Below are 15903 nucleotides of genomic sequence, written 5' to 3'. Positions count from 1 at the left end.
TATCTTATTTGTGTAAGGCCAACTGGATGCGTTTCCGTGGTACATCAACATCCAAAACTTTGACCACCACTTGCTGATGAAGGCTCACATGTTCGTTGACATCTTTCACAAAAGTATCGGATAGGTTGGAAATGTGGATGAGACCACTTTCCTTGATCCCAATATCCACAAAACAACCAAAATTGGTAATGTTGTTTACAATACCCGGCAACAATTGCCCTTCCCTAAGGTCTGTAATTTCTCGGATGTTTTGGTTAAAGGTGAAAACCTTGGCTTTTTCTCTGAGATCCAAGCCAGGTTTTTCAAGCTCCTTTATAATATCTTCCAAAGTGGGCATGCCTATGGCATCCGTACAATAGGATTTTAAATTGATATCTTTCAAGGCTGATTTGTTCCCTACAATTTCTTTGATTTGAACACCTTGGTCCTTGGCCATTTGGGAAACCAAAGAATAGCTTTCAGGATGCACTGCGGAATCGTCCAAAGGATTATCCCCATTTTTGATACGTAAAAATCCAGCACTTTGTTCAAAAGCCTTTCCACCTAAACGAGCCACTTTTTTGATTTGTTCCCTGCTCTTGAACGCTCCCTGTTCATTTCGATAAGCCACAATGTTCTCCGCGAGTTTTGGTCCAATTCCGGAAACATAACTGAGTAAGGGCACACTGGCGGTATTAATGTTTACCCCCACGGAATTTACACAACTTTCCACCACGGTATCCAATGAAGTTTTTAACTGGGTTTGGTCCACATCGTGCTGGTATTGTCCCACACCAATGGATTTGGCATCTATCTTTACCAATTCTGCCAAAGGGTCTGCCAAACGGCGACCAATGGAAACAGCTCCCCGTACTGTAACATCATAATTCGGAAATTCGTCCCTGGCTATTTTGGAAGCTGAATAAATGGAAGCCCCAGCTTCACTAACCACAAATACCTCAATTGGTTTTCTAAAAGGAATTCGCTTTACCAGCTGCTCGGTTTCACGGGATGCTGTGCCGTTGCCAATGGCAATGGCTTCAATTTTATAAGCATCCACCAAAGAACTTAACTTTTTGATGGCCCCTGAGCTATCCCGTTGTGGGGCATGTGGATAAATGGTTTCGTTGTGTTTTAAATCACCTTGCTCGTCCAAGCAAACCACTTTGCAGCCTGTTCTAAAACCTGGGTCTATGGCTAAAATTCGTTTTTCGCCCAAAGGTGCGCCAAGAAGTAATTGTTTTAAGTTTTTGGAAAAAACCTGAATGGCGGATGCATCTGCTTTTTCCTTGGCAGATTTTAAAATTTCTTTGGATAGTGAAGGGAACAACAGCCTTTTATAGGCATCTGCAATGGCCAATTCGATTTGTTCTGCGCAAGCGTTGTTTGTTTTGATGATGCGTCGCTCCATATTTTCTAGGGCCCTATCATCATCTATTTCGATTTTCACTCGGACAAAGCCTTCTTTTTCTGCCCTCATGATGGCCAAAAAGCGATGTGATGGACAACGGTTCAACGGTTCGCTCCAATCAAAATAATCACGGAACTTTTGTGCTTTTTCATCATCCTTTTTGGTTTTGACCACCTTTGTGGTTATGATAGCATGACGCTCCAACTGACCTCGCAGTTGGGTACGAATATCCGTGCGTTCGTTTATCCACTCCGAAATGATGTGTCTAGCTCCTTCGAGCGCATCATCTTCGTTGATTACATCCTTACCCAAATATTTGGAAGCGATAAACTCGATTTCATCACTGCGTTGTGCCATAATGATCTTGGCCAATGGCTCCAGACCATTTTTACGAGCGGTTTCCGCTTTGGTTTTTTTACTTTTCTTGAACGGGAGATAGAGGTCTTCCAAACTGGTGAGATCAGTACAGTTCGAAAATTTTGCTTTCAGTTCGGGAGTGAGCAAACCCTGTTCCTCAACCGCTTTTATAATGGCAGCTTTTCTTTTTTCCAGCGCCTCAAACTGGGTTTTGTACTGCACAATGGCACCAATTTGAACCTCGTCCAAATTACCGGTGCGTTCTTTTCTGTATCTAGAAATAAAGGGAACAGTACAATCTTCGTTTAAAAGTGCTACGGTATTCTCAACACTCTTTTGTGAAAGGTTGGTGTGTTGAACGATATAGGGGACAAGCTGCATTTCTTTTAGAATTTAAAGTAGGTTAGAACCTCTTTATAGACATGGGTTGCCTATAAAAAGTATATTTTATTGGGTTGCATGAGAGTTTAATTGATGGTCTCCCCATTTTCGACCCCATCCTCATCAGGATTTACAAAAACGAGTTTTCCATCTTTGTTCTCAGTCATCAAAATCATGCCCTCGCTTTCTACACCACGTAATTTTCTGGGAGCCAAGTTGACCAAAACGGTCACCTTTTTGCCTACAATTTCTTCTGGCTTAAAGCTCTCGGCAATTCCAGAAACAATGGTTCGGGTATCCAATCCGGTGTCCACTTTCAAAACCAAAAGTTTGTTCGCTTTGGGCATTTTTTCGGCCTCAATGATTGTTCCCACGCGCATATCCAATTTGGAGAAATCATCAAAACTGATGGTATCTTTTTGCGGAGCTACTTCTTTATCCATTTGTGCATTGATTTTTTTGGTGGCTTCCAATTTGTCCAGTTGTTGTTGAATTTCTTTGTCCTCGATTTTCCTGAAGAGCAATTCACTCTTGTTGATGGTGTGCCCTGCAGACAGCAAGGTGTCGTTAGTGCTGACATCATCCCATTCAATAGATTTCTCACCTTCGTCCGAAAGGATATTGAGAATCCCTTTCAATTTCTTAGACGTAAAGGGCAAAAAGGGTTCGCTAAGAACCGCCAATCCTGTCGCAATTTGAAGTGCTACGAACATTATGGTCTTTACCCGCTCTTCATCGGTCTTTACCAATTTCCAAGGTTCGGCATCTGCGAGATATTTGTTCCCTAAACGGGCCAGATTCATCAACTCTTGACTTCCTTCGCGGAATCGATATCGTTCCAATGAATTGGACAGTATTTCGGGGTAACCCTTAAGGGCTTTTAAAGTTTCCAAGTCGGTGTCGGTAAATTCACCCGGAGCAGGAACTACACCATCATAGTATTTATGGGTCAATACGGTTACACGGTTTACAAAATTGCCGAAAATGGCTACCAACTCGTTGTTGTTCCTTGCTTGAAAATCTTTCCAGGTAAAATCGTTATCCTTGGTCTCGGGTGCATTTGCCGTTAACGTATAGCGAAGTACATCCTGCATATCCGGAAATTCTTCCAAATATTCATGCAGCCATACGGCCCAATTTTTTGATGTGGAGAGCTTATTTCCCTCTAAGTTAAGGAACTCATTGGCGGGCACATTGTCCGGTAAAATAAAATCGCCGTTTGCCTTTAACATGCATGGAAAAATAATACAATGGAACACAATGTTGTCCTTCCCTATAAAGTGCACCAATTTAGTGTCCTTGCCCATCCAATAGGGTTTCCAGTCCTTTCCTTCACGCTTGGCCCATTCCTTTGTGGAGGAAATGTAACCAATAGGAGCATCGAACCATACATAAAGTACTTTTCCATCGCCACCTTCCACGGGAACGGGAATTCCCCAATCCAGGTCACGGGTTACGGCACGTGGTTTCAATCCTTCGTCAATCCAAGATTTACATTGACCGTATACATTGGGCTTCCAATCGGCCTTATGGCCTTCCAAGATCCATTCTTTTAGAAAACCTTCATAACGATCCAAGGGCAAAAACCAGTGTTTGGTCTTTTTTAGCACAGGAACACCACCTGTGATGGTGGATTTTGGATTGATGAGGTCTGTAGCATTTAAAGACGACCCACAATTTTCACATTGATCACCATAAGCTTCCTCGTGCCCACATTTTGGGCATGTACCGATAACAAACCTGTCCGCTAAAAATTGTTTGGCTTCATCATCATACAACTGCTCGGTTTCTTCTTCAATAAAATCACCTTGCTCGTACATTTTTTTGAAAAATTCCGAGGCCGTATCATGATGTACTTGAGCTGAGGTTCTTGAGTAATTATCAAATGCAATTCCAAAATCCGAAAAGGACTTTTTTATAATTGCATGGTACTTGTCTATGATTTCTGTTGGAGAGACACCTTCTTTTTTAGCCTTCATAGAGATGGCCACACCATGTTCGTCACTACCACAAACAAAGGCCACGTCGTTTCCTTTTAAGCGTAAATAACGGGAGTAAATGTCCGCAGGAACATAAACGCCAGCCAAATGCCCAATGTGAATAGGGCCGTTGGTGTAAGGCAGTGCTGCGGTAATGGTATATCTAGCGGGTGATGTTTCTTGAGCCATGTAATTTTCTAATTAAGCCCAAAAATACTGATTTTAACGGGATGGACATAAAAAAGGAAACCTCCAAAAATGCGACCCTATTTGGGGTGAGGGGTGCATTATCAAAGGTTTCCGAAAAATGGATAAAAACGATCTTGTTTCTTTAAGAAATCATTACTGATTTACTCATTTTTTTATCTCCTACAGAAATCCGATAAATGTATTTTCCTGTGGATAAACTATCGCGCATTTGCTCACGAATATTAATGTCCAATTCGCCTTCCAACATTATTTGGTTGTAAAGAGTTCCTACTCGTTGTCCCAAAATATTGAAGAGTTCAATGTCGACATGTGCTGACACGGGCATTTCCAAGTGAATGTGTGGCGCACTGGATTGCGGATAATAGGGTGTATGTACTATGCCATCAAGAATGTCAATATTCGGGTCATTGGGGTCTTGACTTGGAGGTGTTTCTGGTAAAATGGGTGGATCGTTGTCCATGGCAATATCATCGAAAGTTTCGCCACTACAATTAAAGCCTAGGTCAATAGCTTGGTAGGGGTGTCCCAATAAATGTTTTTCCACGGATGCTCTGGGTACACAAAGCCATTCTGCCAAAACGGTACCGTATAGATTTCTAAAATCCATGGTGTACTCTAGGTTCCCTCTGTTATTGGGTTCATCCAAGGATGGGTGGTCTCCTACAAATGCACTTCCACTCAATCCGGACCCAAAAAATAACGTTGGAGCTGCCTTTCCGTGATCCGTACCATTGGAACCGTTTTCAAAAATCCTACGGCCAAATTCTGAGAAGGTCATGCTTAGTACATTGTCATCTTGTTCGGTGAATGCAAGATCTTCGTAAAAGTTATTGATGGCTACCGACAAATTGGACATTAAACGTTCATGTACTTCGGGCTGATTACCGTGTGTATCAAATCCTCCCAAGGATATCATATAAACTTTGGTGCCCAAATTTCCCTTGATCAGACGTGCCAAAAGTGCCAATTGTCTTGCAAAACCGTTGTCCTGGTACTCTACTTGGTTTTGACCGGCCATATAGGCCTCATGAATGGTTCCTGCATATTCATAGGTGGTATTGGCAACCCCGCGTAGAAACCTAAGTTGATCGCCGTACATACAATTGTCAAATGGGGTTTCTGCATCAACGTCGTAAAAAAGGCCTGTTTGCGCAATTTGTTCCAACTGATCCACATTATTGGTCACGAAGGCATAGTTGGTTTCTTCTCCTTGGAAGACCAAGTTGGACAAGTTTCCAATCTGGATGGCGGCCGGTGAAGCTGGTGGATTAATCAGGTAGTCTGGGTAAAGATCTTCAAAATGCCTGCCCATCCATCCGGTATTCTCTCCAGAGAATCCTGTTGTTTCCAAATCGGTGTTGGCAAAAATATCGGATCCGGTAAAATGGGACAGACTTTGGTTTTCGTAGCCTACTCCGTGAACAGCTTTAAACTGTCCATCGCCCCATAAAGGTTCCAAGGCACTCATATAAGTGGGAACCCCAAAATCGTCCGTAAGTTTTAGGACCTTACTTTCTGGAATATAAATATTGGGCCTTGCATTGGCATAACTGTCATATTGTTGGATGGGAATCACGGTACTGAGCCCGTCATTTCCACCTGATAGTCGAATCAAGACTAGGATATTATCGGTCTCCGCTGCCGCAACTGCCGCAGTAAGTGGTGATGGGGCAGAGGCTGAGATTAGATTACTTCCCAAAAACATGGAACCGGAACCGGCAATGCCCAAGGCTTGGACAAAGGATCGTCTGCTCCATTTTTTATGTTCCAAGTCATGTCCTTCGTGTTCAATGCCTTTGTGTGGGGATGTATCGTGGGTGTGGTGATTGTCGCACATGGTGTTGGGGTTATTTAAGTTGAAATTCGGGTTCTCTGGATAGATGACGCAATAAAACATAGACTTGGGTAGGAACTTCCATACTTGAGGAAAGAACCCACCATCCGTTACCGCCTGGAATATAGTCTGTAGAGTAATATTCCTCGGGTACATCATCAATTTTGAAGGCGTCCATGGCCTTTTCAAAATCAGCATCCGTCAAAAGGCCCTTTGGTGTAAACTTGTTCACCAATGCCGTAACCACTATTTCTGGATTACTGGTATTGCTGTTGGCCGCACCGACCGCGTTCATAGCCAAGGTTCTGAACTCCTCTGGGTCATTTTGAAAAAAGCGATCAATAAAAACTTCCATGGTCAACCATCGACCGATCATAGAATTTGTATTGATCCATTGCCGGTCACGTTGCCAACCTTCCACTTCTGGTGGTTCAAAAAAATCTTGACCGATTAAGGCGCACGAATCGATCATATTCGTAATAGTTCCATCATCATATGAGAAACCGGTTTCTTTTAAAAAGTTGAAATATAGATCTGCAGGACTTTTGATGATTACGCCTATAGCGGTTTCATCAAAAAAGTGTTGACTTTTAAATAGCTGTCGCAAAACTGGTGCAATTTCAAAGCCACTGCTGATAAAGGTCTGAGCTAGACCATCTATTATTTGGGGAGCAATTCCTCCATCATCGTTGGTTGAATCGGGATGGACAAAGAATTCATACAACTTTTTACAGATGAACCAACCAATTTCATCTGTTCTTTGGGCAAAAAGAATATCCATGACATCATCATAGCCCCAGTTGCCAGTTTGTCCAAATATGGTCTTGTTTTCGGTATTAAAATCCTCCGGGTTAAAGGTGACCTGGGTACAACCTTCTTCACCGCGTTCGGTATATCCGGAAATAGCTTTTGCTGTTTCAATGATATCGTCCTCCGTATAATTATTTCCCTCCCCCAAGGTGAACAATTCATATAGCTCACGCGCATAGTTCTCATTGGGATTGTTTCCACGGTTGCGAACACCATCCAAATAGTAGAGCATTGCACTGGTTAGTCCGATTTCGCTGGTAAAGATTTTAAAATTGCCCAAAGCGTTCTGCTGTAAACAATTGATATAATAAAATAAAAACTGAGGACAATTATAGGTCTGTAATTGAGTTACAAAATGATTGCTCCAAAAAAAGCTCAACCTATCCAATAGTTCATTATCAACCAAGGCATTCCCGTAAGCCGTGGTAATATCATCTATTTGCGCTCTTCGCAACTGACCGGCCAGATCATCATCTGCTGGGTAATCTGCATTGGTCCAATCTGCCCATACGGGTGCAGGAATGGTTGGGGTTGTTAGAGCTTGATCTATTATGTTGTCTACGAGAGAACCCGCTGTTTGTCCAACAGCATTATTAATGGTTTGTACAGAGGCGCTAAAACCTAGCCTTCTGTACAAGTGGGCCGCACGCAACTCATCCAATGGAGTAGTATACGGCGCCAAGGTTGAGGAATTACAATTGATAAAGTACTCCATAGCAATGTCTGGCGTTAATTAAGTACATCATAGTTTTGAGGCAACTATATGTTTATGCTAGTGTTGGGTGTGGTTCAATTGAGCCAACAAAGTACAATCTTAACGTTTTAAAGTCCATGAACGACCAAATTTTTCGATGAAATGCATATTTTTTTTTGATTTTTACAAATTCTATGGGAAATCATAACAACTTTGGGAAACTCGGTGAGCAAAAAGCGACTACTTTTTTGTTGGATAGAGGTTATAAAATTCTTGAACGAAACTATCGCTATCTCCATGCTGAAATAGACATCATTGCGCAGAAAAATAATTACGTGGTGATAGTTGAGGTAAAGGCCAGAAATACGGGGTTTTTAGAGGATATTTCAAATGTAATCACCCCGAAAAAAGTAAAGCTTTTAACCATGGCGGCCAACCACTATGTAGAACAAATGGATAGTGATGTTGAGGTTAGGTTTGATGTAATTACGGTTGTGAAAAAAGGGGATGATTTTGAAATTGAGCACTTTGAAAATGCATTTTATCATTTTTAACCATTTGTTTGTTTTGTAACAATATGTTATTTTTGTTCAAAAACCAACCAAAAGATGAAAACTATATCCGCAGTAGTTGAGCATTACATCAAGAAAAAGCCATTTTTGCAAACCGCTTTAGCACAGGGCATTATTAATTTAACTTCTTTATCTAGGCAGATAAAACCAGAGATTGCCGAAGAATTGGGAAAAGATGTGAAAGATGGCGCTATTGTAATGGCGCTAAAGCGTCTTTCCGATGATTTGGAATTTCGAGCCACCCACAAGATTGTAAAAGTGCTAAAAAATATTGGGGAGATCACAGTGCGTTCCAATCTTACTGATTATACTTTTTTAGCATCGGATACCATATTACAGCAACAAGCTAGATTGTTGGAAGAAGTAAATGCAAACCAAGATGTTTTTTACACCTCTTCACGAGGTGTGAACGAAATCAATATCGTGATCAGCAATGTGTTGGACTCTGTGGTGGAAAATTATTTTAAAATGGAGCGGTGTACCCAAAAAGCGGAAGGCCTTTCGTCAATCACGGTTAAGTTACCTGCGGAAAATGTTTCGGTTCCTGGAATCTATTACTTTATATTCCAACGATTGGCTTGGGAAGGTATTGTTTTATACGAAGTAATATCCACCACCAATGAGTTTACTATTTTGGTGAACGATGAGCAGGTGGATGTCGCTTTCAAGACCATTAAAGATTTAAAAGCCTTATAAAAAACATTCCTTTTCTTGATCTAAACTAAAATGTAATCTTCTTCGTTTTAGATTGAGACACTTTTTGGAAAAATGACCAAAAAAAGGATTTTTTACAGTTTTTTGGCCCTATTGGTACTCTACCTGTGCTATTTGGCCTATATTTTTGTGCTCTCGCCAAAGACCAATCTACAATCCATTTATCTAATTCCAAAGGATGCTGTTTTCATCATTGAATCGGAACAGCCCGTGAAAAGTTGGGAAAAAATCAGTGAGAGTGAAGCTTGGCACCACTTAAAAAAGAACGACTACTTTTCGGAGCTTACCGAAAACATTCAACGGGTAGACACCGTGTTCAGCGAAAACCACAAGTTGTTCGAGTTTTTTGATGATCGTTCTCTCTTCATCTCTATTCACATGATCTCACCCAAAGATTACGGGATTTTTTATGTGCTGGACCTTAAACGAATTGCCAAACTACAATTGCTCAAGACTTATCTGAACACTTTATTGGATGACGGGTATGTACTGAGTAAGCGAACCTATCACGAACACGAAATTTTAGAAGCACACGATAGGGACAGCAAGGAAACCTTGTATATGGCTTTTATCAAAAATCAATTGGTGGCCTCGTATACCCATACGTTGGTCGAAGCTTCCATAGATGAATACCATGAGCCTGTGCTGGGGAGAAATCTCAATTTTTTGGAGGTCAACCAAAAGGTGGGGCACGAAGATCTGTTCAGAATGTATGTGCAATACCATTATTTTGATAATTATATAAAACAATACACCGACAAACCTTCCGACTGGGTAAAGCGGGTGAGCGAAAACTTTTTGTTCTCAGGCTTCTATTTTGACTTGGACGAAAACAGCACCCTAACGGCCAATGGGTATACCAACATAAGCGCTGTGAACGAATATTACTTGGAGGCACTTCAAAAATCTGGTACGGCGAAACGTTCCATTCCTAAAATTGCACCAAAGAGCACGGCACTTTATATAAGTTATGGTTTTGATAGTTTTTCTGAATTTTACGAGAATTTTGAGGTGGTTCAGCAAAACGACCCCGAGCAGTTCGAGACCTACCAGGAAGGAATAGCCAAGGTGGAAAAATTCCTTAAAATTGATGTGAAAGAGAACTTCATCAGTTGGATCGGTGATGAAATTGCTATGCTTCAAATTCAATCCCCAATTACCAAGGAAAAAAATGACATGGCACTTGTGCTAAAGACCAAAGATTCGGCAGATGCAAAATCAAACTTGGATTTTATATTGGAACAAATTCGTAAAAAAACACCCGTAAAGTTCAAAGCGGTAAATTATAAGGACTACGAAATCAATTTTTTGTCCATTAAAGGTTTTTTTAAAATCTTGCTTGGCGGCAGGTTCAATGAGTTTGACAAACCCTATTTTACCCAAATTGATGACAATGTCGTCTTTAGTGATAATCCCAATACCCTAAAGGGAATAATTGACAAAGTTCTGGAGGGCGAAACGCTTGCCACTTCAGAGGAATTTAGAAAGTTTGAGCAAAAATTTGATTCGGAATCCACCATGTTTATGTACAGTAATGTTCCTTTGTTGTTTGATTCAATGTTTGCCTTGGCCGATGCTCCTACCAAAAAGAAGATGCGCAAGAACATGGATTTTATCGTTTGTTTTCCACAGGTAGGATTGCAATTAACTCCTGAAGATGATATGTTCGAAAGTCGATTGGTTTTGAACTATCAAGATGTGGAAGAAGTAAAGAAGGCCATTAACGTTCCAAAAAACACTACCGCATCAAAACCAAAAAACCAGCGTACAGCTCCATCAGAAATTACAGATGCTGTTTTTAATCTGGCCCCTATATATCCAACCGATTTAAATGCCAAATCGTTCAGTAGAAAATATGCCAACGGAAACATCAGGTTTGAAGTTGAACTAAAAGATGGGTTGAAACATGGGAATTATGAAGTGTATTATCCCGACGGGACCCGAAAAATCCGTGGCCGCTTTCGAAACGATGAACAAGTGGGGACTTGGCGATACTATAATAAAGAAGGAGACCAAGTCCATAAGAAACGGTTTTAATTTTCTCGTCGCTTCGCGCTGTCGTAATGACCATGGTTGTTGATGTGTCATTTCGAACGGATGTAAGAAATCTCCATTTCTATAATAATCTGTCACTCCTTGTTTGATACACAGCATCATCTAAACTGTTCCCATTGTTATAATAAATGGAATATTCATCAACAATTAGTACCTTACTTGCCCAAAACAAACCTCCTTTTAATGAAAAATTCTCTTTTAGCGGCAGCACTTTTTGTTGCTTTTGCCACTACCATTAAAACCCAAGCACAAGAACTCAATTTTCCAAATCGATACGAAACATGGAAAACGGCAGAAAAAGGTCAGTTTAAATATGATGACAGTTCATTGGCCAAAGCGGTGGATTATGCCAAGGCAAATGAATATTCTGGATCAAGGGATTTACGTATTGCAATTTTGGAAGGATTTAAACACGAACCTTTCCATCAGGTTTTGGGCCCTACCAAAAAACGAGGTGGCCCTGCGGGTATGATTATGAAAAACGGCTATGTTTTGGCTTTGTGGGGAGATACCAAGCGAGTGGATATGACCTTTAGCGTTACCAAGAGCTTTCTTTCCACAGTGGCTGGACTTGCCGAAGATCAAGGTTTGATCAAGGATACTAAAAATAAAGTGGCCGACTATATTTGGGATGGCACTTTTGATGGAGCACATAATTCCAAAATTACATGGGAACATTTATTGCAGCAAAACTCGGATTGGTCTGGAGAACTCTGGGGCGGTAAGGATTGGGCAGACCGTCCACCAAGTGAAGGAGGCCTGGACGATTGGAAATACCGAAAGCTCAACGAACCCGGTACCGTAATGGAGTATAATGACGTTCGAGTGAATGTGCTGGCTTATTCGCTGACCCATCTTTGGAGAAAGCCCGTTCCGTTGGTTTTAAAAGAAGAGGTAATGGACAAAATTGGTGCCACCACAACTTGGCGCTGGCTTGGGTACGACCATGCGTGGACCGTTGTTGATGGTATGAAAATGAAATCCGTGACTGGTGGCGGGCACTCTGGGGCAGGACTTTTTATTTCTACTGAGGATATGGCCCGTTTTGGAACCCTATTCTTGAATAATGGCAAATGGGATGACCAACAAATTATTAGTGAAGGTTGGATTAAAAAAGCAACCACGCCTTCTGCGTCCAATGTGAATTATGGCTATATGTGGTGGTTAAATCAACAGGGAGGCCGCCATTGGGATGGTGTTCCGGAACATGTATTCTATGCTGCTGGTTTTGGTGGCAATTTTATTGTAGTGGACCAAAAAAGCGGATTGGTGATCGTAACGCGCTGGTTGGAACCCTCTAAAATCGGGGAGTTTGTGAAGCAGGTGTATGAGGCGTTTTAGATTTCGCGTCGGTTCCCTCGGTCGAAAATGACCCCATAGTTGTTGAGGTCTCATTTTGAAGGGATGTGAGAATTCTATTTGAAGAGTTTGTTGTTTTGTTCTTGTAGGGGGCCTTATGAAGCTGGGACATTATCGCCTTTAGGGGATTTTACAGGTGTAAAAGGCTCCAAAACCTTAAGTGCTTTTTCCACACTCGTTATACCATCAAAAACCAACAACAACCGTAATCCGTTTCGGGTCTGTTTTTCTTTAAGTTTTACCTGTTGTGGGTGTGCCTGCACGTATTGTAGAATTCCGGTGAATGTTGGGCTTTGGTAAAAACTGGATTGTTGGTCGGCAATAAAGTAGCCGATAAACTTATCTTTCTTCATAATCACCCTTTCCAAACCAATATGGGTGGCAATCCATTTAATCCGAATAGAGTTTAATAAATCTACGGCGCGAGTGGGGAGTTCTCCAAAACGGTCCACTAATTGTGCTTCAAATTTTTGTAGGCTCTCCTCATCTTCCACACCGTTCAATTGAGTGTACAGGTTGAGGCGTTCTGTAATATTGTTGATGTAATCATCGGGGAAAAGCAGTTCAAAATCCGTATCCAACTGCATCTCTTTTACATATACTTTTTCTTTATCGCCCTCTACTTCCTCATACAGTTCCTTAAACTCATTTTCCTTGAGTTCCTCAATGGCTTCGGATAATATTTTTTGATAGGTTTCAAATCCAATTTCATTGATAAATCCACTCTGTTCGCCTCCCAATAGGTCACCTGCACCACGAATTTCCAAATCTTTCATCGCTATATTGAAACCACTGCCCAACTCGGTAAACTGTTCTAGGGCTTCGATACGCTTTCGGGCTTCGGTGGTCATCACCTCATAAGGTGGCGTAATGAAATAACAGAACGCTTTTTTATTGCTTCGTCCTACACGACCGCGCATTTGGTGGAGGTCGCTCAATCCAAAGTTATTGGCATTGTGGATAAAAATGGTATTGGCATTGGTCACATCCAAGCCACTTTCTATAATGGTGGTGGAAACAAGGACATCAAACTCACCGTTCATAAAGGAAAGCATGAGCAATTCCAGTTTTTTGCCCTCCATTTGTCCATGGCCAATCCCAATTTTGGCATCGGGCACCAATCGTTGGAGCATCCCTGCCACTTCTTTAATGTTTTCTATCCGATTATGGATAAAGAAAACTTGTCCGCCACGTTGGATCTCATAGGATACTGCATCACGGATGATTTCTTCATTAAATCGAATTACATGGCTTTCGATAGGATAGCGATTGGGCGGTGGTGTATTGATGACCGAAAGGTCCCGTGCGGCCATCAAACTAAATTGCAGCGTTCGGGGAATGGGCGTGGCGGTTAAGGTCAGTACATCCACATTTTCCTTGATGGAACGTAGTTTTTCCTTGACTGAAACCCCAAATTTTTGTTCTTCATCCACGATAAGCAGACCCAAATCCTTGAACTTTACATTTTTGTTCACTAATTGGTGCGTTCCAATGATGATATCTACCTTGCCATTTGCTAAGTTTTCCAAGGTATCTCTTTTCTCCTTTGCAGTCCTAAAACGGTTGAGGTAATCCACCGTCACTGGCATTTCTTTTAAGCGTTCCCGAAACGTTCTACTATGCTGAAAGGCCAAGATCGTGGTGGGCACTAAAATAGCAACCTGTTTGCCATTATCAACGGCCTTAAAGGCGGCTCGGATGGCAACCTCTGTTTTCCCAAAACCGACGTCCCCACAAATGAGACGGTCCATGGGGCGTTCGCTCTCCATGTCCTTTTTTACATCCTGGGTGCTTTTTTCCTGGTCAGGGGTGTCCTCGTAAATAAACGAAGCTTCCAATTCGTGCTGCAAATAACTGTCTGGAGCATATTGGAACCCTTTTTCCAATCGGCGTTTAGCGTAAACTTTGATAAGGTCGAATGCGATTTTCTTTACCCTTGCTTTGGTCTTTTGCTTTAATTTTTTCCAGGCAGCGGAACCTAACTTGAATATTTTTGGCGGAGCACCATCCTTGCCGTTGTATTTGGAAATTTTATGGAGCGAATGTATGCTGACGTACAAAATGTCGCGGTCCCCATAAATAAGTTTGATAGCTTCCTGCTTTTTGCCTTCTACATCAATTTTTTGCAAACCACCGAACTTGCCGATGCCATGATCAATGTGTGTGACATAGTCACCAATTTCCAATTTGTTGAGTTCCTTCAGTGTGATGGCCTGCTTTTTGGCATAGCCATTTTTTAAGTGGAACTTGTGGTATCGCTCAAAAATTTGATGATCGGTATAGCAGACCAGTTTGAGGTCATCATCAATAAATCCTTTATATAAAGGAAAAATAATGGTCTGGTAGTGAACGGCTTGGTCCACTTCCTCAAAAATATCGTGAAAACGCTTGGCCTGTTGTTCGGTGGAACAGAAAATATAGTTGCTGTAACCAGCGTCCCTATTTTCGTTGAGATTTTCAATTAGCAGGTCAAATTTTTTATTGAACGCAGGCTGTGGTTTGGTGTGAAATACAATTTCGTCACCCTCAACTTGTTTCAGGGTCTCATTCGAAACGCCAATCTCAATACATAAATAATCTTGCAATTGAGCTTTCAGCAAAGCTGAATCCAAAAAGAGTTCTTTGGGTTCTGCATGCCTTATTTCTTGGCTCAACTTGGCAAAGCTCTCCTCTGCTTTTTCAAAAAAGGTATCTATTCGGTCATATAACAACGCAGGATTCCTTGCGAATACCACCGTTTTGGATGAGATATATTTTAGAAAACTCTCCCGTACTTCCTCGGTGAATTTGTTTTCCACATTGGGAATGATCGTGATTTTATTCACCTTGTCGGTGGAAAGTTGTGTTTCCACATCAAAGGTTCGGATGCTGTCAACTTCGTCACCGAAGAATTCAATGCGGTACGGTTCATCATGCGAGAAAGAGAAGACATCCACAATACCTCCACGAACGGAGAACTCACCGGGCTCGGTTACAAAATCCACTCGTTTAAATTGGTATTCAAAAAGGACTTCGTTCAAAAAATCCAAGGAAATCTCATCGCCCAGTTTTAATTTTTGGGTGTTTTTGTCCAATTCTTTTCGGGTGACCACTTTCTCAAACAGCGCATCGGGATAGGTAACGACCACCGCCGGTTTCTTTCTTGAATTGATGCGGTTCAAAACCTCGGCACGCAAGAGTACGTTGGCATTATCCGTTTCCTCAATTTGATAGGGTCTACGGTAACTTCCGGGATAAAAGAGCACATCTTTTTCTCCTATGAGCTGCTCTAGGTCGTTTAAATGATAAGCAGCCTCTTCCTTATCGTTCAAAATCAACAGAAACGGAGATTCGGCCGACTTGAAAGCTTCGGAAACTACAAATGAGAGTGATGAGCCTACAAGCCCTTTTAGATTGATTTTTTGTGCTGCTGCGGATGGGTTATTTTGCGATTGCGCAATAATGTCCCTCAGTTTCCCAAGCGAAGGAGACTGTTCTAATAAATTGGGAATTGTGGTTTTGGTCAATCCAAAAAACTTTGTGGCAAAGATAAACCGCAGAAACTTTGT

At 41.6% G+C, this 15903-nt stretch carries 9 protein-coding genes; 4 read left to right on the top strand and 5 right to left on the bottom strand.

Annotation, left to right across the window (positions count from 1 at the left end):
- Positions 1-4: 4 nt before the first annotated feature.
- The 4 genes from MWU56_RS09730 to MWU56_RS09715 form a co-directional block, all read right to left on the bottom strand.
- The gene (locus MWU56_RS09730) at positions 5-2128 is read right to left on the bottom strand and encodes a Tex family protein (protein WP_247044045.1); all 2124 of its coding nucleotides are present in this window, start codon (positions 2126-2128) and stop codon (positions 5-7) included.
- Positions 2129-2214: 86 nt separating this feature from the next.
- A complete protein-coding gene (gene metG / locus MWU56_RS09725; protein WP_247044044.1) occupies positions 2215-4296 on the bottom strand; it encodes a methionine--tRNA ligase in 2082 nt (693 codons plus the stop codon).
- 142 nt (positions 4297-4438) lie between these two features.
- Positions 4439-6154, bottom strand: coding sequence for a DUF1501 domain-containing protein (locus MWU56_RS09720; RefSeq protein WP_247044042.1), 1716 nt, complete (start codon positions 6152-6154; stop codon positions 4439-4441).
- A 10-nt stretch (positions 6155-6164) separates the two neighbouring features.
- Complete coding sequence (locus tag MWU56_RS09715; RefSeq protein WP_247044041.1) at positions 6165-7676, bottom strand: DUF1800 family protein; 1512 nt, start codon at positions 7674-7676, stop codon at positions 6165-6167.
- 173 nt (positions 7677-7849) lie between these two features.
- On the opposite strand from MWU56_RS09715, the gene MWU56_RS09710 reads away from it, so the two are divergent.
- The 4 genes from MWU56_RS09710 to MWU56_RS09695 all read left to right on the top strand — a co-directional run bounded on the left by MWU56_RS09710 (position 7850) and on the right by MWU56_RS09695 (position 12337).
- The gene (locus MWU56_RS09710; protein ID WP_247044040.1) at positions 7850-8209 is read left to right on the top strand and encodes a YraN family protein; all 360 of its coding nucleotides are present in this window, start codon (positions 7850-7852) and stop codon (positions 8207-8209) included.
- A 54-nt stretch (positions 8210-8263) separates the two neighbouring features.
- On the top strand, positions 8264-8923 hold the full coding sequence (locus MWU56_RS09705) for an aspartate kinase (RefSeq protein ID WP_247044038.1): 660 nt from the start codon (positions 8264-8266) through the stop codon (positions 8921-8923).
- 72 nt (positions 8924-8995) lie between these two features.
- On the top strand, positions 8996-10978 hold the full coding sequence (locus MWU56_RS09700) for a DUF3352 domain-containing protein (RefSeq protein ID WP_247044036.1): 1983 nt from the start codon (positions 8996-8998) through the stop codon (positions 10976-10978).
- 201 nt (positions 10979-11179) lie between these two features.
- Complete coding sequence (locus MWU56_RS09695) at positions 11180-12337, top strand: serine hydrolase domain-containing protein (protein WP_247044034.1); 1158 nt, start codon at positions 11180-11182, stop codon at positions 12335-12337.
- Between the two features lie 113 nt (positions 12338-12450).
- Here MWU56_RS09695 and mfd read toward each other — a convergent pair whose 3' ends face one another.
- A complete protein-coding gene (gene mfd / locus MWU56_RS09690; protein WP_247044032.1) occupies positions 12451-15861 on the bottom strand; it encodes a transcription-repair coupling factor in 3411 nt (1136 codons plus the stop codon).
- Between the last annotated feature and the right edge of the window lie 42 nt (positions 15862-15903).

Origin of the sequence: Allomuricauda sp. F6463D (assembly GCF_023015965.1) — a bacterium.
Taxonomy (GTDB): domain Bacteria; phylum Bacteroidota; class Bacteroidia; order Flavobacteriales; family Flavobacteriaceae; genus Flagellimonas.
Note: the sequence above shows the minus strand (reverse complement) of the source record. Positions and strands in the feature narration are given on the sequence as shown.

What these genes read in the sequence shown, in the direction of transcription:
- MWU56_RS09705 (WP_247044038.1), top strand. Translation starts at nt 8,264, where the DNA reads ATGAAAACTATATCCGCAGTAGTTGAGCATTACATCAAGAAAAAGCCA.
- MWU56_RS09720 (WP_247044042.1), bottom strand. Translation starts at nt 6,154, where the DNA reads ATGTGCGACAATCACCACACCCACGATACATCCCCACACAAAGGCATT.
- MWU56_RS09710 (WP_247044040.1), top strand. Translation starts at nt 7,850, where the DNA reads ATGGGAAATCATAACAACTTTGGGAAACTCGGTGAGCAAAAAGCGACT.
- MWU56_RS09730 (WP_247044045.1), bottom strand. Translation starts at nt 2,128, where the DNA reads ATGCAGCTTGTCCCCTATATCGTTCAACACACCAACCTTTCACAAAAG.
- metG (WP_247044044.1), bottom strand. Translation starts at nt 4,296, where the DNA reads ATGGCTCAAGAAACATCACCCGCTAGATATACCATTACCGCAGCACTG.
- MWU56_RS09700 (WP_247044036.1), top strand. Translation starts at nt 8,996, where the DNA reads ATGACCAAAAAAAGGATTTTTTACAGTTTTTTGGCCCTATTGGTACTC.
- MWU56_RS09695 (WP_247044034.1), top strand. Translation starts at nt 11,180, where the DNA reads ATGAAAAATTCTCTTTTAGCGGCAGCACTTTTTGTTGCTTTTGCCACT.
- MWU56_RS09715 (WP_247044041.1), bottom strand. Translation starts at nt 7,676, where the DNA reads ATGGAGTACTTTATCAATTGTAATTCCTCAACCTTGGCGCCGTATACT.